The following is a 22,689-nucleotide window of genomic DNA, read 5'->3' on the forward strand; positions in this document are numbered from 1 at the left end:
GGACAGATAAGAGGGGGCTCGAATGATGTCAATGTTGAAGCAGCACGCAGTTGATCGCTTCGTCAAGGCAAAATTCTGCCGTAATCATAGCCCGTACCGGTCCTCCTAAGGAGAAATTGACCTATGAACCAATTGCGTAAAACCCTTTCATTCATGACTGCTGCTGTGTTTTTGACCGGTGTTTCCTCCGTGGCCATGGCCCAGGATGCCGGTAAAGCCGGTGCTGCAAAACCGGATGCCGCCAAGGCGGATGCCGTCAAGGCCGATCCGAACAAGGTGCTGGCCACGATCAATGGCGACAAGATCACTTCCAAGGACGTCGACCAGATTTCCGCCGATCTCGATCCGCAGTTCGCCCGTCTTCCGGACGAGCAGCGTCGTTTGGCCGCTCTGGCCGCCATCATCGACATCAAGGCCCTGGCCGCCAAGGCGGAAGCCGAGAAGCTGGATGCCACGCCGGAATTCAAGGCACGCATGCAGTTCCTGAAGGATCGTGCCCTGCACAATGATTTCTTCAAGCAGCAGGTTGTCGACAAGATCACCGACGCCGATGTGCGCGCCCGCTATGACAAGGAAATGGCAGCAATGCCGCCGCAGAACGAAGTTCGCGCCCGTCATATCCTGGTCAAGACCAAGGAAGAAGCCGAAGCGATCATCAAGCAGCTCGACGGCGGCGCTTCCTTCGAAGACGTTGCCAAGGCAAAGTCGACCGACGGATCGGCAGCACAGGGCGGCGATCTCGGCTATTTCTCCGCCGGACAGATGGTCCCGGAATTCGAAAAGGCGGCAATGGCGCTTGATGTCGGCAAATACACCAAGGAACCGGTCCAGACACAGTTCGGCTTCCATGTCATCAAGCTGGAAGACAAGCGCGTGCAGCAGCCGCCGGCGTTCGATCAGGTCAAAGATCAGGTGAAGTCGATCCTCATCCGTGAACGCTATGTCGAGCTGGTCAAGAAGGAACGCGCCGACCTGAAGATCCAGTATACCGACCCGGAAACCGAAAAGGCCATGAAGGCCGCTACGGACGCCCAGGAACAGTAATATCCTGGCCCGGGATTTCGGTCCCGGGCCTTGACCCCTTTGAAAATGCCTCCGCACTGAACCTTGTCAAACACCTTTTCGAGGTAACCGATGTCCACGTCTGTCTCTCCCCTGGCTCCCAAACATGTCCCGGCCATGCCCGAAATTCGCGGCGTCCGGATCGCAACCGCCGAAGCGGGAATCAAATATAAGGGCCGAACGGACGTTCTCCTGATCGTATTCGACAAGCCGGTGGCGGTAGCCGGTGTGTTTACCCGGTCCAAATGCCCGTCAGCGGCGGTGGATTTCTGCCGTGACAGCCTGAGCGGCGGCAAGGCCCGCGCGGTTGTCGTCAATTCCGGCAATGCCAATGCCTTCACCGGCAAGAAGGGCCGCGAGTCGACCAAGGCGACGGCGGCCGCCGCCGCCAAGGCAATCGGCTGCAAGCCCGGCGAAGTGTTTCTGGCCTCCACCGGAGTCATCGGCGAACCGCTGGATGCCGGCAAGTTCAGCCACCTGCTTGAGGATATGGCCAGGAGCGCCACGTCCGAACGCTGGCAGGACGCGGCCAGCGCCATCATGACAACCGATACATTCCCTAAGGTTGCAACCGAAACCGTCCTGCTTGGCGGTGTGCCGGTGACCATCAACGGTATCGCCAAGGGCGCGGGCATGATCGCCCCCGACATGGCGACGATGCTGTCCTTCGTGGCGACGGATGCGCCGATCGCCTCCGATATCCTGCAGAAACTCCTGTCCAAGTCGGTGGGCAAGAGCTTCAACTCCGTGACGGTCGATAGCGACACCTCGACATCCGATACACTGCTGCTGTTCGCAACGGGCACCGCTGCCGAACGCGGGGCGGAACCGGTGACGAAGGAAAAGGACAAGCGCCTGAAAGCCTTTGCCAAGGCACTCGACCGCGTGTTGAAAAACCTGGCCCTGCAGGTCGTGCGCGACGGCGAGGGCGCGCGCAAGATGCTCGAGATTACCGTGACGGGCGCGACGTCCTCGCGTTCGGCCAAGCGTATCGCCCTGTCGATCGCCAATTCACCGCTGGTCAAGACGGCGGCGGCCGGCGAGGATGCCAATTGGGGCCGTATCGTCATGGCGGTCGGCAAGGCCGGCGAGCCGGCGGACCGTGACCGTCTTGCCATCTGGTTCGGCGATATCCGCGTCGCCCGCCATGGCGAGCGCGATCCGGACTATTCGGAAGCCGCAACATCCGACTACATGAAAAACGAGGACATTGCCGTCAAGGTCGATATCGGGCTCGGCAAGGGCAAGGCCACGGTCTGGACCTGCGACCTCACCAAGGAATATGTGACGATCAACGGCGATTACCGCAGCTGATGGATTTGGATCGGAGCACGATGCCGCTGGCGCAGATCCGGCAGATCGAGGCTGTCGGGTTCAGGGCCTGGCCAGCCGCGTCGGTTCACTACGACGGCAGCTGGGCGATCCGCATGACGGCGTGCCACCCGTCCAAACGCCTGAACTCGGTCAATCCGCTCGATCCGGGCGACACGGACAATATGGAACAGCGTGTTGCCCGCGCTGTTCAACGTTTGCGCGCCTATGGCCGTCCGCCGGTGTTTCGCCTGTCGCCGCTCGCGCCCGCGGCGCTGGATGCCTATCTCGATGCGTCGGGCTGGTCGCGCTTTGATGAGTCCCTCGTCATGGTGGCGGATCTCGGAAACATCGATCTGTCCGATGCCATTGACCAGATTCCCCTGCGCGATACCGGCCGGTACGTCGATGCCGCGGTCGCAGTGCAGCAGGAAAATCCATCGGCCAAGCCCGGCCTGATCGAGGTAATCAATGCCATTCGTCCGGCCAAGGGCCTCTTTGTCGTCGAAGAGGACGGCGAGCCGGTTTCGACGGCGATCTGCGTGCAGGACGGTGTGCTGGCAGGCCTGTTCAACATCGGCACGCTGGCGGCGAGCCGCCGCAAGGGGCATGGGCGGATGATCGTCAAATCGGCCATCAAGTGGGCCGCGCAGCATGGCGCCAAGCGGGGCTGGCTGCAGGTGGAAGCCGACAACGCCGGTGCCATTGCACTTTATGAGAAGATCGGCTTTGCCGAGGCATACCGTTACGCTTACCGGCAGGCGCCAGACGCATGAGCGATACACCCAAACACCCCATCCTGCTTGTAACGGCCTGTGCGCTCGTCGATACCGACGGGCGGGTGTTGCTGACCCAGCGGCCGGAAGGCAAGTCGCTGGCCGGCCTGTGGGAGTTTCCCGGCGGCAAGGTGGAGCCGGGCGAAACGCCGGAGGAAAGCCTGATCCGCGAACTGCAGGAAGAACTGGGAATCACAGTCAAGCCGGCATGTCTGGCGCCGCTGACCTTTGCCAGTTTCACCTACGAGACATTCCATCTGCTGATGCCGCTGTTCATCTGCCGCCGCTATGAGGGTATTCCGCGCTCCATGGAAGGCCAGGCACTGAAATGGGTGCGGCCGAAAGACATGCGCGATTACCCGATGCCGCCTGCCGATATCCCGCTGATCCCGTTCCTGATCGACCTTCTCTGACAGCAAATCATGGTTAAGATTTCATCACCGTCAAATTAACCCAAATCGTTAATCGATCCTTCACGCGAATGGGCGACTTTTAATCAAGGACGGATCAATTTTTCCAGGTGGTGCATGGGGTATAAATTCGACAATCTCGACGAGGCTGCAGCGCAGACCAGGACATTCCTGGGTGCGGGAACTGGCATCTTGCGCATAACCCTTTTGTTCGGTTCTGCTGCAATCGCACTCGCACTGGTTGTTGCGCCGCTTGCCGACCGCAAGTCGAAATCCGTGGTGGACTACGCGTCGAGCCGATCCATCGACACGATGTCGACCGGCTCGATCAAGAAGGCGGCGCCGTCCGAATACACGATCCGCCGCAGCGTTTTGCAGAAGTCTCCCGATTCCGTCTGCATCCTCAACAGCAACGGCAGCAAAAGCGGCGACTGCTGAGTCTGCCGGCTATTTCTTTTCCAGGGTTTCGACGTCTTTGAGGAAATCGGCGAGCGACGCCTTGGCGGAGCCGGGCTTCAATGGCTTCTGCTGCGATTCATGCGCCGCCCAGCCGGACATCCAGATAAATGAGAAGGTTGCCCGGATCCGGCCATCCGGATCGCTGAAGCGTTCCGCATAGATTTCAGCCGCCCGCAGGAAGAAGCGGCGGGTCAGCGGCTTGCGCGACCGCCCGAAGAGAATGTTCTGCATGCCCATGGCCCGCAAATCGCGCATCAGCGCGAACAAGGAATCATAGCGCACCGTGTAGGTTTCGATATCGGTCACCGGCAGGGTGAAACCCGCGCGCTGCAACAGGCCGCCGACATCGCGCACGTCGGCAAAGGGCGCAACGCGCGGCGACGCCCCGCCGCTGATTTCGCTTTCGGCGGCCAGCAGAACCTCACGCAGCTCCGACAGGGTGGCCTCGCCGGCCATGGCGCCGAGGAACAGGCCGTCCGGCTTGAGCGCGCGTCTGATCTGCAGCAGCGTCCCGGGCGTATCGTTGGTCAGGTGCAACGACAAGAGTGAAACGATCAGTCCGGCACCCGCCGGCTTCAAGGGCAGCATTTCCTCATCGGCAACGACGGAGGGAAACGCCGCATCGAGAAAACGGACATCCTGTTCGATACGGATGATGCTGCCGGCCTTGCCGGAACGTTCGATCGCCTTGGCTGCCAGTCCGGTGTGGCTGGCGAGATCGACGGCGACGTCGAAACTGCGTTCGACGGCGGACAGGCGCTCTTCCAGATCATCGGCGGCACGGGCAAGCAGGAAGTCGCCCGTCATCCCGTGCTGGCGAAGCGCGCGCAGGCGCCTTTGCCGAAGCAAATTCCGATCGAAGATCCTGTGCTGATCCATTCCGAATTTCTCTGATCAATGTATAGTTCTTCCCGCTAAATGCGTCGCCCCGGATGGAATTGCAATGGAAACCGCCCGCGCTTTTGCGCGCATCGTGACAAATCGCCTGTTCATGCTGCTGTTTCCGCCGGTTTGTGCGGAATGCCAGAGCCTTGTCTGCGAGCCGGGCAGCCTTTGCGCGGCCTGCTGGTCAAAAGTCCGCTTTATCGAAAAGCCCTATTGTCCGGTGCTCGGCATTCCCTTCAGCCATGATCTCGGCGCGGAAATTCTCTCGGCCGAGGCAATCGCCGATCCGCCGCCGTTCCGCCGCGCGCGATCGGTTGCCGTCCATGAGGGGGCGATCAGCACCATGGTGCACCGGCTGAAATACAGCGACCGGACCGACCTTGGCCCCTGGATGGCCCGGTGGATGGCACGGGCCGGCAGCGAACTGCTGGCGGAATGCGATGTCATCGTCGCGGTGCCCCTGCATGCGCGGCGGTTCTGGCTGCGCCGGTTCAACCAGTCCGCCGAACTTGCCCACCATCTCAGCTGGATCAGCGGCAAGCCGTTCGAGCCCGGCGCCCTGAAACGGGTCAAGCCGACCCGGCAGCAGGTCGGACTCGGCGCCGCGGAACGCGCGGTGAATGTGAGGGGCGCGTTCAAGGTGCCGGACAACCAGGATATCAGGGTGCGCGGACGCAGGGTTCTCCTGATCGATGATGTCTATACGACCGGCGCAACGGTGAAGGCTGCAACCCGCGCTTTGCTGCGCGGCGGCGCTTCCGGCGTCGATGTCTTGACCTTTGCACGGGTTCTGTCGAAAGAATTATCTGTCTAACAGTTGTTTTGCGGAAAAAACGGGTCTTTGCGCTTTGATTGCGGACGCCTATATAGACTTTATAGTGGAGTATGATGATGGTTGATGTCACAATCTATACGCGCGATGGCTGCGGCTATTGCACGGCTGCCAAGGGCCTTCTGGACAAGAAGGGCGTGGCTTTTGTCGAACACAATGCAACGGCGCAACCCGATGCGCGGCAAGCCATGCTGGCGCGCGCCAATGGGCGCACGACCTTTCCGCAGATTTTCATTGGCGCCGTGCATGTCGGCGGTTGCGATGACCTTTATGCGCTTGAACAGCAGGGGCGTCTTGACCCGCTGCTGAAGACCGGCGCACTGGCGTAAGGAACGGACAATGAGCTCATTTCGTGCAGCGGCCATCCAGATGCGCTCCGGCGTCGATCCCCAGCGCAATGCGAACGATCTTGCCGGTTATGTGGCCGACGCGGTCGGCCAAGGCGCCGTCTACGTGCAGACGCCCGAAATGACGGGCGCGCTGCAGCGCGACCGCAAGGCGCTCGCCGATGTTCTGCGCGCGGAAGAGGACGATGTCATCGTGCGCACCGCGTCGGAACTGGCGGCAGAACACGGCATTCACCTGCATATCGGCTCGACCGCCATTGCCCGCGAAGACGGCAAGATCGCCAACCGCGCCTTTCTGTTCGGACCGGATGGCAAGATCATCACCCGCTATGACAAGATCCACATGTTCGACGTCGATCTCGACAATGGCGAGAGCTGGCGCGAGTCGGCTGTTTACGCACCGGGTGCGGATTCCGTCGTTGCCACGCTGCCCTTCGCGCGGCTGGGTTTTGCCATCTGCTACGATGTGCGCTTCCCGCAGCTGTTCCGCGCACAGGCCTTGGCCGGTGCCTCCGTTCTGACGGCTCCGGCGGCATTCACGCGCCAGACGGGCGAGGCGCACTGGCATGTCCTGCAGCGCGCCCGCGCCATCGAGAACGGTGCCTTTGTCATTTCGGCGGCGCAGGGCGGCGTGCATGAGGATGGCCGCGAAACCTTCGGTCATTCGATCATCATTGCGCCGTGGGGCGAGGTTCTGGCGGAAGCCAGCCACGCGGACCCGGCCGTGATCGTCGCCGATATCGATCCCTCCCTGAGTGCGGCAGCCCGGTCGAAGGTCCCCAATCTTAAAAATGCCCGCCCGTTTGGTCTGGTCATTCAGTCGGATGACGGCCAGAGCGAGAGGCAATCGGCCGCGTCATGATCCGCTTTTCCCTTCACTGCGCGCAGGACCACGAATTCGAAGGGTGGTTCCGCAGCAATGATGATTTCGACGACCAGTCGAAGAAGCGGCTGGTCACGTGTCCGGTCTGCGGTTCACACAAGGTGGACAAGGCATTGATGGCTCCTTCCGTGACCACCGCACGGCAGAAGGAGAAGATGGCCGTTGCCATGAGCAAAATGGTCAGCGAGCTGAAGGAAGTCGCGCGGAAGGTGCGCGAGAATGCCGATTATGTCGGCGCTGATTTTGCCGAGGAAGCGCGAAAGATCCATTTCGGCGAAGCGGAGCAGCGCGGGATTTACGGCGAAGCCTCGGGCGAGGAGGTGCAGTCGCTGCTGGAAGACGGCGTCGACATCATGCCATTGCCGACCTTCCCTGAAGACCACAATTGACCTTGCCACTTTAACGCGAACGTCTAAGCTGCCGCAGTCTTCACAGTCCTGCCGGATGCATCCATGCCATTTCTGAATTCCGCTCCCGCGCTGCTCGTCCTGACCGGCGCCTTCCTCGGATTGACGCTGCCGTTCGGCAAGCTGGCCTTTGGCGCCGGAATAACCCCGGCAGTCTGGGCCTTCGTGATTTCGACGGGTGCTGGCGTCGTGCTCCTGCTGGCGTTTCTGGCCATGGGGAAGCGGCCGCTGCTCAACGGGCGCATGGCGCGGTATTATCTCGTGACGGCGCTGATTTCCTATGCCATTCCCAATCTGATGACGCTGTCGGCCATTCCGCATCTCGGGTCAGGCTTTACCGGCATCATGTATACGCTCTCGCCCGTCTTCACCCTGTTGCTGTCGATGCTCTTCAAGATCAAGCGGCCGAATATGCTGGGATTGCTCGGCATTCTCACGGGATTTGCCGGGGCGGTGCTCGTCGGCTTCACCAGGGGGCAGGTGGGACAGCCGGCCGAACCGTTCTGGGTTATCGTCGGCCTGCTCATTCCGGTCCTGCTGGCGCTCGGCAACGTCTATCGTACCGTCGACTGGCCGCAAGGTGCCGATCCGACCGAGCTTGCGGCGGGCAGCCACCTGACGACAGCCCTGTTGCTGATTCCGGTTATTTTCTACGCCAGCGGCAGTTTTGCCGTCGGGCCGCTTGGCAATGTGCCGTGGCTGGTGGTGGCGCAGGTTCTCGCTTCCACCTGCATGTTTGCACTGTATTTCCGTCTGCAGGCCGTCGGCGGCCCGGTTTACCTCAGCCAGATCGGCTATGTCGGCGCTGCCGTGGCGCTGATCGCCGGAACGCTGTTCCTCGGCGAAAGCTACCAGCTGGCGACGTGGGCCGGGGCGGTCATCATCACCATCGGCGTGCTGATGACGACCAAGGCCCAGCGGATGATGACGAAGGCTACGGCCTGATTGCCAGCACCATGTAGTTGACGTCGGTATCGGTCGAACGGTTCCAGCTGTCGGCGAGGGGATTGTAGGTGACGCCGACCTTCTCCGTGATTTCGAGCCCGGCCTGTGTCAGCGGCCCCTCAAGCTCTTCCGGACGCACCAGCTTTTCGTACTGGTGGGTGCCGCGCGGCAACCAGCGCAAGACATATTCGGCGCCGAAAATGGCAAGGCCGAGTGCTTTCAACGTGCGGTTGATGGTGGCGACAAAGGTCACGCCGCCCGGCTTGACCATCTGTGCACAGGCGGTGAGGTAAAGCTCCACATCGGCGACATGCTCGACCACTTCCATGTTCAGGACGATATCGAACTGCTCCCCGGCCTCTGCCAGCGCTTCGGCTGTCGTGGCACGGTAATCGATATCCAGGCCGCTCTGGGTAGCATGAATTTTGGCCACTTCGATATTGGTCTCGCTGGCATCGGCGCCGACAACGGCGGCACCCAGCCGCGCCATCGGCTCGCACAGCAGGCCACCGCCGCAGCCGATGTCGAGCAGGCGCAGGCCGGCAAACGGCCGTGGGCTGTTCGGATCGATACCGTAATGGGCACAGACCTTTTCCTTGATGTAGGCGAGGCGCGTCGGGTTGAACTTGTGCAGGGGGCGGAACTTGCCCTGCGGATTCCACCATTCGGCCGCCATGCGCGAAAAACGGTCTACTTCGGCGGCATCGATCGTGCTGCGTTGGGCTTCGGTCATGGCAACGTCCTTTTTGCTGCCTTTGGAGTGGCCCCTTCCGGCAAAAAATGTCAAGACGCAAATCGTCTCGCGTTCTTGCAGTTGCGTCATAATTTCGTTATGGGAAACCGCGCTCCGCTTTCGACAGGGCGGATCGTTTTCGATCCCATTTTCAAGCCTTTCCAGAACGGTATTTCCCATGGCACGCATTGTGATGAAATTCGGCGGCACTTCGGTGGCCGATATCGACCGCATCCGTAATGTGGCCCGGCATGTCAAACGTGAAGTTGATGCAGGGCACGAAGTCGCGGTCGTCGTTTCCGCAATGGCAGGGAAAACCAATGAGCTCGTCGCCTGGACCCGCCAGACATCGCCGATGCACGATGCCCGCGAATACGATGCCATTGTCGCCTCCGGCGAGCAGGTGACGGCGGGATTGCTTGCGGTTGCCCTGCAGCACATGGGCGTGCATGCACGGTCCTGGCAGGGCTGGCAGATTCCGATCAAGACGGACAATGCCCATGGCGCGGCGCGGATCATCGACATTGACGGCTCTTTCCTGATCGAGCGTTTCAAGGAGGGCCAGGTTGCCGTTATCGCCGGTTTCCAGGGCATTGGCCCGGATAACCGCATTTCGACGCTCGGCCGTGGCGGTTCGGATACGAGCGCCGTGGCGATTGCCGCCTCGGTCAAGGCAGACCGTTGCGACATCTACACGGATGTCGATGGCGTTTACACCACCGATCCGCGTGTCGAACCGAAGGCCCGCCGGCTGTCACGCATTTCGTTTGAAGAAATGCTCGAGATGGCGTCCCTTGGGGCGAAAGTTCTGCAGGTGCGGTCTGTCGAGCTTGCGATGGTGCACAAAGTGCGCACATTTGTGCGATCCAGTTTCGAAGACCCCGATGCGCCGGGCATGGGTGATCTGATCAATCCGCCCGGTACACTTATTTGCGACGAGGAAGAAATCGTGGAACAGCAGGTTGTAACAGGAATTGCCTACGCCAAGGACGAAGCTCAGATTTCCTTGCGCCGTGTTGCAGACCGTCCCGGTATTTCCGCCGGCATTTTCGGCCCGCTGGCCGAAGCGCACATCAATGTCGACATGATCGTGCAGAACATCTCCGAGGACGGATCGAAAACCGACATGACCTTTACGGTTCCCTCGGGCGATCTCGACAAGGCGCTGGCTGTTCTGGAAAAGGTCAAGGCAGAGATCGGTTGTGACATCATCCAGTCGGAAGCCGGCATGGTTAAGGTTTCGGTGATCGGTATCGGTATGCGAAGCCACGCGGGCGTTGCGGCAACGGCATTCCGCGCATTGGCGGACAAGGGCATCAACATTCGCGCCATCACCACCTCGGAAATCAAGATTTCCATTCTGATCGACGGTCCCTATGCGGAACTTGCGGTTCGGACTTTGCATTCTGTCTACGGTCTGGATAAGCATTAATTTACCGTCTAAGACAGAGATTCTGTTTGTCGGTGAACGTCTCGACTGACATGATGAATCAAAGAGTTGATTGGCAAGACCATTCCGGTCTTGCCAATAATAATATGGAGCAGATGGGTGCCCACGCGCGAGCAGATATCAGGTCCTCGTGTCATGCTGAAGCGTCTCCGCGAATTGATGGCGGAGGCTCTTGAGCCGCAGGAGAGGCTTGACCGGATCGTTCGCGAAATCGCGCAGAACATGGTTGCGGAAGTGTGCTCGTTCTACGTCCTGCGCTCGGACGGTGTTCTCGAACTCTATGCAACCGAGGGTTTGAATCCTTCCGCGGTTCACTTGGCGCAGTTGCGGCTTGGCCAGGGTCTTGTCGGTACGATCGCCTCGAGCGCCCGGCCGCTCAACCTGACGGACGCCCAGACGCATCCGGCCTTTGCCTACCTGCCGGAAACGGGCGAAGAAATCTACAACTCCTTCCTCGGCGTGCCGATCCTGCGGGCCGGGCGGACGCTCGGCGTTCTCGTCGTGCAGAACCGGACCAAGCGCGTCTACCGCGAGGACGAAGTCGAAGCGCTCGAAACCACGGCGATGGTCCTGGCGGAAATGGTCGCCGCAGGCAGCCTGACCCGACTGGCGCGGCCGGGCGTCGAGCTGGATCTCGGCAAGCCCATGAGCTTTTCCGGCAGCGCCTTCAATGATGGCGTCGGTCTTGGCCATGTCGTGCTGCACGAGCCGCGCATCGTCGTCACCAATCTCTTCAACGAAAACATCGATACGGAAATCGACCGGCTTGAAACGTCGCTGGGTTCGCTGCGCATTTCCATCGATGACATGCTGTCGCGCCGCGATGTGGCGTTCGAGGGCGAACACCGCGAAGTGCTTGAAGCCTATCGCATGTTCGCGCATGACACCGGCTGGGTGCGGCGTCTCGAGGAGGCGATCCGCAATGGCCTGACGGCAGAAGCAGCCGTGGAGAAGGTGCAGAGCGACACGCGTGCGCGGATGATGCATCTGACCGACCCCTACATGCGCGAACGGCTCAGCGATTTCGACGATCTTGCCAACCGGTTGTTGCGCCAGCTGATGGGCCGCGACGTGAAGACCATGGCCGGTTCGCTGGCCAAGGATGCCATCATCATTGCCCGGTCGATGGGCGCTGCCGAACTTCTTGATTATCCGCGCGAACGCCTGCGCGGCCTGGTTCTGGAAGACGGTGCGGCGACCAGCCATGTGGTGATCGTGGCCCGCGCCATGGGTATTCCCGTCGCCGGCCAGGTCAAGGGCGTCGTGTCCATGGCTGAAAACAATGACGCGGTCATCGTCGATGGCGATGACGGCAGGGTGCATCTGCGCCCGCAGGCGGATGTCGAGGCGGCCTATTCGGAAAAGGTCAAGTTCCGCGCCAAGCGGCAGGCGCTCTACCGCGAATTGCGCGACAAGCCTTCGGTGACCAAGGATGGCGTGCCAATTTCGCTGCTGATGAATGCCGGGCTGCTCGTGGACTTGCCGCAGCTGACCGAAGCCGGGGCGGCGGGCATTGGCCTGTTCCGCACGGAGCTGCAGTTCATGGTGGCGTCGACCTTTCCGCGGGCCGAGCAGCAGGAGCGGCTCTACCGTTCGGTGCTCGATGCGGCGGGCGACCGGCCGGTGACGTTCCGCACGCTCGATATCGGCGGCGACAAGGTGCTTCCCTATTTCCGCAGCAATGTGAACGAGGAAAACCCGGCGATGGGCTGGCGGGCGATCCGTCTGACGCTCGACCGTCCTGGCCTGCTGCGCACACAGGTGCGCGCCCTGCTGAAGGCGGCTGGCGGGCGTGAATTGCGCCTGATGATTCCGATGGTCACGGAAGTGGCTGAGGTGCGCAAGGCGAGCGAACTGATCAACCGCGAAGTGCAGCATCTCTCGCGCTTTGCCCACAACCTGCCGACGCGGGTGAAGATCGGTGCAATGGTCGAGGTGCCGTCGCTGCTCTGGCAGCTCGATGAACTGATGTCGGTGGTGGATTTCGTTTCGGTTGGCTCCAACGACCTGTTCCAGTTCGTCATGGCGGTTGATCGCGGCAACTCGATGATCACCGACCGGTTTGACAATCTGTCGGTGCCGTTCCTGCGGGTGCTGCGCCAGATCGCGCAGGCAGGCGTGCGCAACAATACGGACGTGACGCTGTGCGGGGAAATGGCAGGCAAGCCGCTTTCGGCCATGGCCCTGATCGCGCTGGGTTTCCGCTCCATTTCCATGTCGCCGGCGTCCATCGGTCCGATCAAGGCGATGCTGGGTACACTCGATGTCGGTGAATTGCATGCGCAGCTGACCGATGCCATCGACAATCACGGCGACACCGGTTCGCTGCGGCATGTCCTGAACAAATTCGCAGAGCGAACAGGCGTTGCGCTGTGAAATCTGCAGAGGTAATGAACTAAAATGATGTCCATTCCGCAGGATCGTATGGATCAGCTGCTGAAGCGGTTTTCCATGATTGAAACGCAGATGGCGAGCAATCCGGATTCCGACACCTATGTGAAGCTCGCATCGGAATATTCCGAGCTGGAACCGGTGGTTGCCAGGATTCGCGATCTGTTGGCATCGCGCAGCGAAGCCGACGATCTGAAATCCATGCTCAACGATGCGGCGACCGACAAGGATATGCGCGATCTCGCCGAGGCGGAACTGCCTGATATCAACGAACGTATCGAAGCGCTGGAACAGGACATTCAGGTTCTGCTCCTGCCGAAGGATGTCGCCGACGAGCGCAATGCCATTCTGGAAATCCGCGCGGGAACGGGCGGCTCGGAAGCCGCGCTGTTCGGCGGCGACCTCTTCCGCATGTATGAACGGTATGCGTCGGCCAATGGCTGGCGGGTCGAGCTGATTTCGGCCAGCGACGGTGAAGCCGGCGGCTACAAGGAAGTGATCGCCATGGTTTCGGGCAGGGGGGTTTTTGCCAAGCTGAAATTCGAGTCGGGCGTGCACCGGGTGCAGCGCGTGCCGGATACGGAAGCAAGCGGCCGCATCCACACCTCCGCCGCCACCGTTGCCGTTCTGCCGGAAGCCGAGGAAATCGATATCGATATTCGCGCCGAAGATATTCGCATCGACACGATGCGTGCGTCGGGTTCGGGCGGCCAGCACGTCAACACGACGGACTCGGCAGTGCGCATCACGCATATCCCCTCGGGCATCGTCGTGGTGCAGGCGGAAAAATCCCAGCACCAGAACCGTGCCCGCGCCATGCAGGTGCTGCGGTCCAGGCTGTTTGACATGCAGCGGCAGAAGGCCGACAGCGAGCGTTCGGAAGCGCGGCGCAGCCAGGTGGGCTCCGGCGACCGTTCGGAGCGCATCCGCACCTATAATTTTCCGCAGGGCCGCGTCACCGACCATCGCATCAACCTGACGCTGTACAAGCTCGACCGCATCATGGAAGGCGATCTGGACGAGCTGATCGGGGCGCTGATTTCCGACCATCAGACAGCTCTTCTCGCCCAGATGAATGACGGGTACTGACGGCATGATTGAAGGTGGTTCGCGCCTTGCTGACGTCCACATTCAGGCCCGTTCTGTCCTCGTCAAAGCTGGCATTGAAAATGCGGAGCTTGATGCGCGCCTTCTGGTTGAATGGATCACCGGCTTTGACCGGCTTGAAACGATCCGCAATCCGCACAATGAGGTGGCGGCGGACGTCCTGACCCGGCTCGACGCGGTGCTTAACCGGCGAATCAACGGCGAATCAGTGCACCGGATCATTGGCCGGCGCGCCTTTTTCGGGCTGGAATTTTCACTGTCCGCTGATACGCTGGAGCCCCGGCCCGACACGGAAGCGCTGGTCGAACTTGCCCTGCCATTCCTGCAGCAACGCGTGGCGGAGAACGGCATTGCCGATCTCATCGACCTTGGAACGGGCACAGGCGCCATCGCCATTGCCTTGCTGGGTCAGGTCCCGCATCTTCGGGCCATCGGCGTGGATATTGCGCCGGGCGCTCTTGTAACGGCGCGCGACAATGCCCATCTCAATGGTGTGTCCAATCGGTTCGCCGTGCTGCATTCCAACTGGTTTGCTGAGGTAACTGGCGGATTTGACATGATAATTTCCAATCCGCCCTATATCCGGTCGAAAGACATAGTGGATTTGCAGCCCGAAGTGGCAATGCACGATCCGGTTCTGGCGCTGGATGGCGGCGCGGATGGCCTTAAGCCCTATCGCATCATTGCGGAACAGGCGAACAGGCATCTGCGCGTGAACGGCGCAATTGCCGTGGAAATCGGCTATGATCAGCGGATGGATGTCGAGGCGATTTTTGCAGGATCAGGCTTTGCCTTGAAGGGTCTGCAGACGGATATCGCTGGACACGAAAGAGCAATGTTGTTCATGAAGCTGTAAAATTATTGAAAAAAGGCTTGGAATTTGTCGCGAAGGCGGCTAGTTTCCAGTCACCGCTCTAAACCGAACAAGTCTGGTTTTGCCTATCAAGAGATTGATACGGAATTTTCCGGGTGTTTGATTTCTCCTCGGAATTGTTCTTGGAGGGATGGTTTTAGCGGAAGCACAAAAGTTTTATGAACTTTGGATGCGATTGAAGCGCGGGGCGCGCTTCAGGTCGGCACTTGAGAAGCGAAGCTTTTTGACTCAAATGGTGAGCAAATGAGCGCCCCTGATTTTCTGAAAAGAGATAAGTATGAGGCCAGTACAGCAGAATAGGCGCATGCGCGGACGCGGTAACAACAACCGCAAAGGTCCCAACCCACTTTCCCGTAACTACGAGAGCAACGGTCCCGACGTTAAAATCCGGGGAAATGCTCAGCACGTCGCCGAAAAGTACACCACTCTGGCGCGTGACGCACAGAGCAGTGGTGATCGCGTGATGGCAGAAAACTATCTCCAGCACGCCGAACATTACAATCGAATCATTCTTGCTGCTCAGGCTCAGGCTCCCGTTCAGTATCAGCGCGATGACCGCGATGACCAGGACGATGATGGCGTCTACGATGATGACGGCAACGAACAGCAGCAGGACCGTCCGGTCCAGCACCAGCAGATCAATGGCAGCGGACCGCAGCCTGTGATCGAAGGAACGCCTGCGGAAGTTGCCTATGGCGAAGAGCCGGTCAGCCAGCGGCAGCCGCATCAGCAGCGCCGGCAGTATAACCAGGCTCCGGTTGCCGAAGAGAACACCGCCAGCGATGAGGGCGAAACGGAAGCGGAATCCGGCGAATCCCAGGACGCAGCCGAAGCAAAGCCGGCACGCCGGGCACCGCGTGGCCGCAGGCCGGCGCGTCCGCGTGAGCCACGCGTAACCGAGGAAAATGCAGCACCTGCTGCCGCCGCTCCAGATACCGCCAATGATCTTTCCCCAGCCAGCATCGTGGCCGAAGTGAAGAAACGCCGGGCAGCTGTCGAATCCGACGTCTGACCCACGTCAAACACCTGATTTTGCAAACGGCGCGGAATAGTTTCCGCGCCGTTTTCTTTTTTCAAATTCCCGCTTTGGGAGTATCTTGCGGGCGCAGGAAAGCATTCCCATATGAGCCTTGATCGTATGGATCTGCCTCTTGCAGGGGATCCGTCACCAGAAGACTCCAGGATGCCGTTTCAGGGTTCTGGGGAAAAGGAGACAAAGAATGAATCTTGAAAAATACACTGAGCGCGTTCGCGGCTTCATCCAGTCTGCACAGACCTTTGCACTTTCTTCCAACAATCAGCAGTTTGCACCGGAGCATTTGCTCAAGGTTCTCGTCGATGACGAGGAAGGCCTTGCCGCATCGCTGATCGAGCGGGCGGGCGGGCGTATAGCCGATGTGCGCCTGGGGTTGCAGGCAGCGCTCAATGCGCTGCCGAAAGTAACCGGCGGCAACGAACAGCTGTATCTTGCCCAGCCGCTGGCCAAGGTTTTCGCCACGGCGGAAGAGCTTGCCAAGAAGGCCGGCGACAGTTTTGTCACGGTTGAACGGCTGCTGACGGCGCTTGCCATCGAGAAGTCGGCAAAGACGTCGGAAATCCTGAGCCGCGCAGGCGTGACCGCCGCGGGCCTCAATGCGGTTATCAACGATATCCGCAAGGGCCGGACCGCCGATTCGGCTTCCGCTGAAAACACCTATGACGCGTTGAAGAAATATGCGCGCGACCTGACCGCCGATGCGCGGTCGGGCAAGCTCGACCCGGTTATCGGGCGGGATGATGAAATCCGTCGGACGATCCAGGTCCTGTCGCGCCGTACCAAGAACAACCCGGTTCTCATCGGTGAACCCGGCGTCGGCAAGACGGCGATCGCCGAAGGGCTGGCGCTGCGCATCGTCAATGGCGACGTGCCGGAGTCCTTGAAGGACAAGCAGCTGATGGCGCTCGACATGGGTGCGCTGATCGCCGGTGCGAAATATCGCGGCGAGTTTGAAGAACGCCTGAAGGGTGTGCTTTCCGAAGTGCAGTCGGCCAATGGCAACATCATCCTGTTCATCGACGAGATGCACACGCTGGTCGGCGCCGGCAAGGGCGAAGGGTCGATGGATGCATCGAACCTGCTGAAGCCTGCCCTGGCACGCGGCGAACTGCATTGCGTTGGCGCGACGACACTCGACGAGTATCGCAAACACGTGGAAAAGGACCCGGCACTTGCCCGGCGGTTCCAGCCGGTGTTTGTTGACGAGCCGTCGGTCGAGGATACGATTTCGATCCTGCGCGGATTGAAGGAGAAATACGAACAGCACCACAAGGTTCGCATTTCCGATTCGGCCCTGGTTGCCGCAGCAACGCTGTCGAACCGCTATATCACCGACCGCTTCCTGCCGGACAAGGCGATCGACCTGATTGACGAAGGCGCGGCGCGCCTGCGGATGCAGGTGGATTCCAAGCCGGAAGAACTCGACGAAATCGACCGCCGCATCATGCAGCTGAAGATCGAACGCGAGGCCCTGAAGGTCGAGAAGGACGATGCATCGAAAGACCGTCTGGAGCGGCTGGAAAAGGAACTGGTCGAACTTGAGGAGCAGTCCACGGCGCTGACCAACACCTGGCAGTCGGAAAAGCAGAAGCTCGGGCATGCGGCCGACCTGAAAGGTCAGCTGGATGAAGCGCGCAATGCCTTGGCAGCCGCACAGCGCAACGGTGAATTCCAGAAGGCGGGCGAGCTTGCCTATGGCACGATCCCGCAGCTGGAAAAGCAGCTGGCGCAGGCCGAGCAGCAGGATGGATCGACCTCGATGGTCGAGGAAATCGTCACGCCCGACCATATCGCGCAGGTTGTGTCCCGCTGGACTGGCATCCCGGTTGACCGGATGCTGGAAGGAGAGCGTGAAAAGCTGTTGCGCATGGAAGATGAACTGGCCAAGCGGGTCATCGGACAGGGTGAAGCGGTTCAGGCCGTTTCGAAGGCCGTGCGCCGTGCCCGTGCCGGTCTGCAGGATCCGAACCGGCCGATTGGCTCGTTCATTTTCCTCGGACCGACCGGTGTCGGCAAAACGGAGCTCACCAAGGCTCTGGCCGCGTTCCTGTTCAGCGACGAAACCGCCATGGTTCGCATCGACATGTCCGAATATATGGAGAAGCATTCGGTCGCGCGTCTGATCGGTGCGCCTCCCGGTTATGTCGGCTATGAGGAAGGCGGAGCGCTGACGGAAGCGGTCCGGCGCAGGCCTTATCAGGTTGTCCTGTTCGATGAGATCGAAAAGGCGCATCCGGATGTGTTCAATGTGCTGTTGCAGGTGCTCGATGATGGACGTCTGACGGATGGCCAGGGCCGGACGGTGGATTTCCGCAATACGCTGATCATCATGACGTCCAACCTCGGTGCGGAATATCTGACCGCGCTGCGCGAAGACCAGGATGTGGAAAGCGCCCGCGAGGACGTGATGAATGTGGTCAAGGCCTCGTTCAGGCCGGAATTCCTCAACCGCGTGGACGAGATCATCCTGTTCCATCGCCTGAAGCGGAACGAAATGGGGGCGATCGTGGCGATTCAGATGGAGCGCCTGCAGTCCTTGCTGGCGGATCGCAAGATCATCATCAAGATCGACGAGGATGCAACCCACTGGCTGGCGGACAAGGGCTATGATCCTGCCTATGGTGCACGGCCATTGAAGCGCGTGATCCAGAAGCAGGTGCAGGATCCGCTGGCGGAGAAGATTCTGCTCGGTGAGATTCTCGATGGTTCGACCGTCAAGATCACCGCGGGTTCCGACCGGCTCAATTTCAGGTCGGTCAAATCCGCGCCCGATCGGGACAAGAGCGAAGCCGCCTGAGCACTGCTCCGGCAAAGAAGCGAAGAATCGGAATGGCCGCCGCATGGCGGCCATTTTCATGTCTGCTTCATGCTGTAGATGCGACGATAAAAGCGCCGCATTAACCATAAAGACAGGAAAGTCGGTCATTTATGCTTAAGAGTGCGTTAGCGGAAACCGGAAGTTGAAAATATGGCGTTTCGTCATTTGATTGTGTTTGCATTGCTTTTTGCCGCCATTCCTGCGGTATCGGCGTCCATATCCTCCGTGCAGGCGGCAAGCCTCACGGCAAGCGCCGAGGCGAATCAGGCGCCCTTTGCCGTTGCGCAATTGTTCGAATCGGACCGGCGGCCGCGCCGCGGCGAATACCGCGTTTATTTCGATGAATATAACCGCCGGGTGACGGTGGATCGCCGCGGCCGGGTTGTTTCGGTCGAAGAGCCGCGCAATGATGCCAATGACGGGCGCGGCATCGACTATTTTCCCGATGCGCCGCAGGATCCCTACGACACCGGATCAATTCCCGAAGATCCCTATGCGAATCGCCCGAACGACCCGTATCGGGGGCAACCGTCGCAACCGTCCGAACGCGACTATCGCACGGTCGAGCGTGCGCCGCTGCCGCCGGCCAACAATCAGCCGGATATGGCGCCGGCGTCTCCCGGTCTGATCGATCCGGAAATGCCGGGCGAAAATCTGGCTTCACCACCATCGCAGGAAGCCATCCCGGCGCACCCCAATCCGGCGCCCACCGTGCAATTGCCCAAGGGGCAGGGTGCCAAGAGCAAGATTGCTGCCATCCAGGTCCTCCTCGACCGGGTCGGCGTTTCGCCCGGCGTCATCGACGGGCGCAAAGGCGGCAATGTCGACAAGGCCGTGGCGGCCTTCGAGGAAATGACCGGACAGAAGTTCGACCCGCTCAACGAAGCGGGAATCAATGCCTCGCTCGAACAGACGGGCGGGCCTGCCTTCGTTGCCTATACGATCACATCGGAAGATGCGGCCTATCCCTTCGTTGCCTCGATCCCCGAGGATTACAGCCACAAGGCCCAACTCGAGCGGATGGCCTTTACCTCCGTTCCCGAAATGCTGGGCGAGCGCTTTCACATGGACGAGGCTTACCTGAAGGAAATCAATCCGGGTGCGGACTTCAATCGCCCCGGCACGGTGATCCAGGTTGCCAATCCCGGCCAGAATGTCGGCGGCTCGGTGACGAAGATCATCGCCGACAAGGGCCGCAAGCAGGTGCGCGGCTATAATGCCGAGGGGCGGCTCATCGTGGCCTATCCCGCGACCATCGGCTCGACCGATACGCCGTCGCCGTCGGGGATCGTGCAGGTGGAGCGCATCGCGATTAATCCCAACTACACTTACAATCCCAAGCTGAACTTCAAGCAGGGCGAAAACAACAAGGTGCTGACCATCCCGCCCGGTCCCAACGGGCCGGTGGGCACGGTCTGGATCGCGCTGTCGAAGCCGACCTACGGCATCCACGGCACGCCGGAGCCGTCAAAGATCGGCAAGACCAACAGCCATGGCTGCGTGCGCCTGACCAATTGGGATGCGACGGAATTGTCGAAGCTGGTGCAGAAGGGCGTGACCGTGGAGTTCCAGGAGTAAAACCTGGAGCAGTGGTCAGCCGCTGGCGGCAACCTTGGGTGCGTTGCCGTTATCGTCCTTCAGCAGTTGATCGATGCGCTCGCGCTCGCGCTTGAAGGCGGTGAGATCATCGCCGCCAAGCGCCCGTCCGCCGGGCAGGCGGATGCGCATCGGGTCCACTTTCGACCCGTTGACGATGACTTCATAGTGCAGATGCGGACCGGTCGACAGGCCGGTCGAGCCGAGATAGCCGATCACCTGGCCCTGCCGGACCTTGGCACCCGGTGTCACACCGGCCGCAATGGCGTTCTGGTGCGAATAGCTGCTTTCATAACCGTTGGAATGCCGCAGGACCGTCTGGTTGCCATAGCCGTTGGTCCAGCCGGCGCGTTCGACCACGCCGTTGCCGGCCGCGATGATCGGCGTGCCGCGCGGCGCGGACCAGTCGACGCCCGTATGCATGCGGGAATAGCCGAGAATGGGGTGGCGGCGCATGCCGAACGGCGAGCGGAACACACCATTGGGCACTGGATTGCGCAGCAGGAACTGTTTTGAGCTGCGGCCGTTCTCGTCATAATAATCGGTCGAGCCGTCGGCCGAATGGAATCGGTAAAATTTGCGCAAATTGCCGCCGAAATTGGCGGCGACATAGAGTATTTCCGATTCGTCGCCCGCCCTTTCCGAATCGGCCGGCAGCGAGAAGAACGCTTCCAGCTGGTCGGTCGGGGCAAGCTGCGCCTGGAAATCCACATCGGACGCCAGCATGCGGATCAGCTGCTGGATCATCGTATCGGTCATGCCGTAGGCGATGCCCGCACGATAAATGCCGTCATAGACCGTGGGAAGATCGCCGGGCTGGCGCGAGGCGGGCGGATTGTCGTCAAAGGCAAGCTGCAGTCCCGGTGTCATCTCCGGTTCGTCGGCCGGCACATACTGGTCCTTGTCGTTGAGGGCGATGGTCAGAATGTGCGTGGTGCCGTTGTAGACGCTGGACCGCATGATCCGGTCGACACCGTCGCGCGATTCAATCCCCAGGCGCAGGACACTGCCGCCCTTGAGGCGCGGCGAATTGAGAAGTTTCGCGATCGCTTCGGACATGCCGGTGGCATCCTCGTCCTCGTAGCCCGCTTCATTGAAGGCGCCGAGGATATCCTTGTCGTTGCGGAACGGGATCAGCTCTTCCGAGTAGCCATGGCTTTCGGCATCTTCGCCCATCCGGGGCGAGACGCTGACATTTTCCTGGATGATCTTGACCGCAAGCGGATTGCGCAGGTTGAAAGGATCCTCGTCGGCGCCGAAGCGCAGGGGATCCACGTAGTGCAGCGAGGCCACCTGAACCGCGCCGTCGGTCAGCAGCGCGCCGGTGTTGCGGACAACATCTTCCACCTCGTCGGCGCTCAAATCGTCGGACGGATCGAATTGTGCGGTGGCGAGGGGAAAGTCCACGGTGCGCAGGCTGACTTCACTTTCCACCTTGGCGCCGTAGATCATGCCGGTCTTGGGGGTGGGGTCGGTTCCTTCGTTGGCCTCGGCAAACACGTCCAGCGGGTTGAAGCCGGGATATTTGCGGTTGCTGTTGTGGACAGAGGCGAGCGCGATGCGGACATATTCGAACGGTGTGGAGCGGATGACGTCGCGTTCGCCTTCCTTGAGGACCGTGGAGACATCAAGACGGCGGCGGTCGCGGTTGCGGCGGACCGGAGTGGTCGCGGCAACGCGCGTGCCCTTGGCCACGCTGCTGTTGTCCCTGGCGGTAGGGACGATGGTGCGGGCCATCAGTTCCGGCGGCGTCGCCAGCTGTTCGCGGCCATCGAGCGCGGCAAACAGGGCCACACCCATCAATACACTGGAGGTGATGCCGGTCAGAAAGGTCCCGGCCAGCCATCGTGCCGATATTTCACGGCGATCGGGCGGGCCGCGACGCCCGTCTGTAATCAACGGCGGTTCGTTGCCCGGATCGATGGATGAGTGCCCCTCGTACTCTTTCATGCTTCTCAGTGTCGATCCTGTCGCCGTTATTGATGCAGGCTTATTTGATTTTTCGGCGCGTGCCGACCAGCCATTTACTGGTACGAAGTCAACAAGGCCGCAGTTTTGCCCTCGCAGCTTCCATCTGTCAACGCGCCGATCGTGAAGAGTGCCTATATAGAGAGATACCCGTCATGATCCCCGGAAATGAACCCGCGCATGCGAGCCAGCGCTAGGGTTTGAATCCGGCATGTTTGTGGCCGCAGCCATCACAATACGCTTCGGCGGCTTATTTGCCGGCGTTTCGTCCAGCAAATACGGGGCTGTGGATAAATCGTGTCACATTTTTGATAAAAAACGCAAAAGTCGTGTTGACAGTTTTGGTTGGTGGGGTCTATATACCGACACAACGAGGGCGGGGCGCCGCTGGCGGTTGCT

21 protein-coding genes are annotated in these 22,689 nt (G+C 60.5%); 18 read left to right on the plus strand and 3 right to left on the minus strand.

The features are described from left to right. Nucleotides 1-123: 123 nt before the first annotated feature. The 5 genes from AC1Q5O_RS15030 (at nucleotide 124) to AC1Q5O_RS15050 (ending at nucleotide 3,997) form a co-directional block, all read left to right on the plus strand. Nucleotides 124-1,044, plus strand: a complete 921-nt coding sequence (locus AC1Q5O_RS15030; RefSeq protein WP_374042751.1) for a peptidylprolyl isomerase — start codon at nucleotides 124-126, stop codon at nucleotides 1,042-1,044. A gap of 90 nt (nucleotides 1,045-1,134) precedes the next feature. Beyond that, on the plus strand, nucleotides 1,135-2,376 hold the full coding sequence (gene argJ / locus AC1Q5O_RS15035; protein WP_464661509.1) for a bifunctional glutamate N-acetyltransferase/amino-acid acetyltransferase ArgJ: 1,242 nt from the start codon (nucleotides 1,135-1,137) through the stop codon (nucleotides 2,374-2,376). Further along, nucleotides 2,376-3,149, plus strand: a complete 774-nt coding sequence (locus AC1Q5O_RS15040) for a GNAT family N-acetyltransferase (RefSeq protein ID WP_492563898.1) — start codon at nucleotides 2,376-2,378, stop codon at nucleotides 3,147-3,149. Before argJ ends, AC1Q5O_RS15040 begins: the two co-directional genes overlap by 1 nt. Continuing rightward, a complete protein-coding gene (locus AC1Q5O_RS15045; protein WP_492563900.1) occupies nucleotides 3,146-3,562 on the plus strand; it encodes a (deoxy)nucleoside triphosphate pyrophosphohydrolase in 417 nt (138 codons plus the stop codon). The genes AC1Q5O_RS15040 and AC1Q5O_RS15045 overlap by 4 nt, the downstream gene beginning before the upstream one ends. Before the next feature lie 114 nt (nucleotides 3,563-3,676). Then, a complete protein-coding gene (locus AC1Q5O_RS15050) occupies nucleotides 3,677-3,997 on the plus strand; it encodes a hypothetical protein (RefSeq protein ID WP_472462430.1) in 321 nt (106 codons plus the stop codon). A gap of 9 nt (nucleotides 3,998-4,006) precedes the next feature. Here the strand turns inward: AC1Q5O_RS15050 and AC1Q5O_RS15055 are convergent, their stop codons facing one another. Next, nucleotides 4,007-4,897, minus strand: a complete 891-nt coding sequence (locus AC1Q5O_RS15055) for a methyltransferase domain-containing protein (protein WP_492563902.1) — start codon at nucleotides 4,895-4,897, stop codon at nucleotides 4,007-4,009. 64 nt (nucleotides 4,898-4,961) lie between these two features. Between AC1Q5O_RS15055 and AC1Q5O_RS15060 the strand changes: the two genes are divergently transcribed. The 5 genes from AC1Q5O_RS15060 to AC1Q5O_RS15080 all read left to right on the plus strand — a co-directional run bounded on the left by AC1Q5O_RS15060 (nucleotide 4,962) and on the right by AC1Q5O_RS15080 (nucleotide 8,317). Next, nucleotides 4,962-5,717, plus strand: coding sequence for a ComF family protein (locus AC1Q5O_RS15060; RefSeq protein WP_492563904.1), 756 nt, complete (start codon nucleotides 4,962-4,964; stop codon nucleotides 5,715-5,717). A gap of 77 nt (nucleotides 5,718-5,794) precedes the next feature. Next, a complete protein-coding gene (grxC, locus tag AC1Q5O_RS15065; RefSeq protein ID WP_346308196.1) occupies nucleotides 5,795-6,064 on the plus strand; it encodes a glutaredoxin 3 in 270 nt (89 codons plus the stop codon). A gap of 10 nt (nucleotides 6,065-6,074) precedes the next feature. Further along, complete coding sequence (locus tag AC1Q5O_RS15070) at nucleotides 6,075-6,944, plus strand: carbon-nitrogen hydrolase family protein (RefSeq protein WP_492563905.1); 870 nt, start codon at nucleotides 6,075-6,077, stop codon at nucleotides 6,942-6,944. Continuing rightward, nucleotides 6,941-7,354, plus strand: a complete 414-nt coding sequence (locus AC1Q5O_RS15075; protein ID WP_492563906.1) for a DUF1178 family protein — start codon at nucleotides 6,941-6,943, stop codon at nucleotides 7,352-7,354. Before AC1Q5O_RS15070 ends, AC1Q5O_RS15075 begins: the two co-directional genes overlap by 4 nt. Before the next feature lie 63 nt (nucleotides 7,355-7,417). Further along, nucleotides 7,418-8,317 carry a DMT family transporter gene (locus AC1Q5O_RS15080; RefSeq protein WP_492563907.1) on the plus strand — a complete coding sequence of 300 codons (900 nt, stop codon included), beginning with the start codon at nucleotides 7,418-7,420 and terminating at the stop codon, nucleotides 8,315-8,317. Here AC1Q5O_RS15080 and ubiG read toward each other — a convergent pair. Next, complete coding sequence (gene ubiG, locus AC1Q5O_RS15085) at nucleotides 8,307-9,050, minus strand: bifunctional 2-polyprenyl-6-hydroxyphenol methylase/3-demethylubiquinol 3-O-methyltransferase UbiG (RefSeq protein WP_492563909.1); 744 nt, start codon at nucleotides 9,048-9,050, stop codon at nucleotides 8,307-8,309. The two genes, AC1Q5O_RS15080 and ubiG, sit on opposite strands and share 11 nt — an antisense overlap. A 178-nt stretch (nucleotides 9,051-9,228) precedes the next feature. Here ubiG and AC1Q5O_RS15090 point away from each other — a divergent pair, with 178 nt between their 5' ends. The 7 genes from AC1Q5O_RS15090 (at nucleotide 9,229) to AC1Q5O_RS15120 (ending at nucleotide 20,304) form a co-directional block, all read left to right on the plus strand. Then, complete coding sequence (locus AC1Q5O_RS15090; RefSeq protein ID WP_182552176.1) at nucleotides 9,229-10,482, plus strand: aspartate kinase; 1,254 nt, start codon at nucleotides 9,229-9,231, stop codon at nucleotides 10,480-10,482. A gap of 153 nt (nucleotides 10,483-10,635) precedes the next feature. Next, nucleotides 10,636-12,876 (plus strand): phosphoenolpyruvate--protein phosphotransferase, encoded by a 2,241-nt coding sequence (gene ptsP / locus AC1Q5O_RS15095; RefSeq protein ID WP_464661501.1) that lies wholly within the window; start codon nucleotides 10,636-10,638, stop codon nucleotides 12,874-12,876. A 24-nt stretch (nucleotides 12,877-12,900) separates the two neighbouring features. Continuing rightward, complete coding sequence (prfA, locus tag AC1Q5O_RS15100) at nucleotides 12,901-13,980, plus strand: peptide chain release factor 1 (protein ID WP_346308189.1); 1,080 nt, start codon at nucleotides 12,901-12,903, stop codon at nucleotides 13,978-13,980. A gap of 4 nt (nucleotides 13,981-13,984) precedes the next feature. Continuing rightward, complete coding sequence (prmC, locus tag AC1Q5O_RS15105; RefSeq protein WP_492563961.1) at nucleotides 13,985-14,854, plus strand: peptide chain release factor N(5)-glutamine methyltransferase; 870 nt, start codon at nucleotides 13,985-13,987, stop codon at nucleotides 14,852-14,854. A gap of 295 nt (nucleotides 14,855-15,149) precedes the next feature. Further along, entirely contained in the window at nucleotides 15,150-15,884 is a 735-nt protein-coding gene (locus AC1Q5O_RS15110; RefSeq protein WP_464661500.1) for a DUF4167 domain-containing protein, read from the plus strand. Between the two features lie 208 nt (nucleotides 15,885-16,092). Then, complete coding sequence (gene clpB, locus AC1Q5O_RS15115) at nucleotides 16,093-18,705, plus strand: ATP-dependent chaperone ClpB (RefSeq protein ID WP_464661499.1); 2,613 nt, start codon at nucleotides 16,093-16,095, stop codon at nucleotides 18,703-18,705. 171 nt (nucleotides 18,706-18,876) lie between these two features. Beyond that, a complete protein-coding gene (locus AC1Q5O_RS15120) occupies nucleotides 18,877-20,304 on the plus strand; it encodes a L,D-transpeptidase family protein (protein ID WP_492563914.1) in 1,428 nt (475 codons plus the stop codon). A gap of 15 nt (nucleotides 20,305-20,319) precedes the next feature. Here AC1Q5O_RS15120 and AC1Q5O_RS15125 read toward each other — a convergent pair whose 3' ends face one another. Further along, nucleotides 20,320-22,272 (minus strand): M23 family metallopeptidase, encoded by a 1,953-nt coding sequence (locus AC1Q5O_RS15125; protein ID WP_492563916.1) that lies wholly within the window; start codon nucleotides 22,270-22,272, stop codon nucleotides 20,320-20,322. A 229-nt stretch (nucleotides 22,273-22,501) separates the two neighbouring features. On the opposite strand from AC1Q5O_RS15125, the gene AC1Q5O_RS15130 reads away from it, so the two are divergent. Next, nucleotides 22,502-22,689 (plus strand): hypothetical protein (locus AC1Q5O_RS15130; protein WP_492563917.1); only part of this gene is annotated, 188 nt, incomplete at its 3' end.

It is taken from the genome of Phyllobacterium sp. MT110, assembly GCF_058792715.1.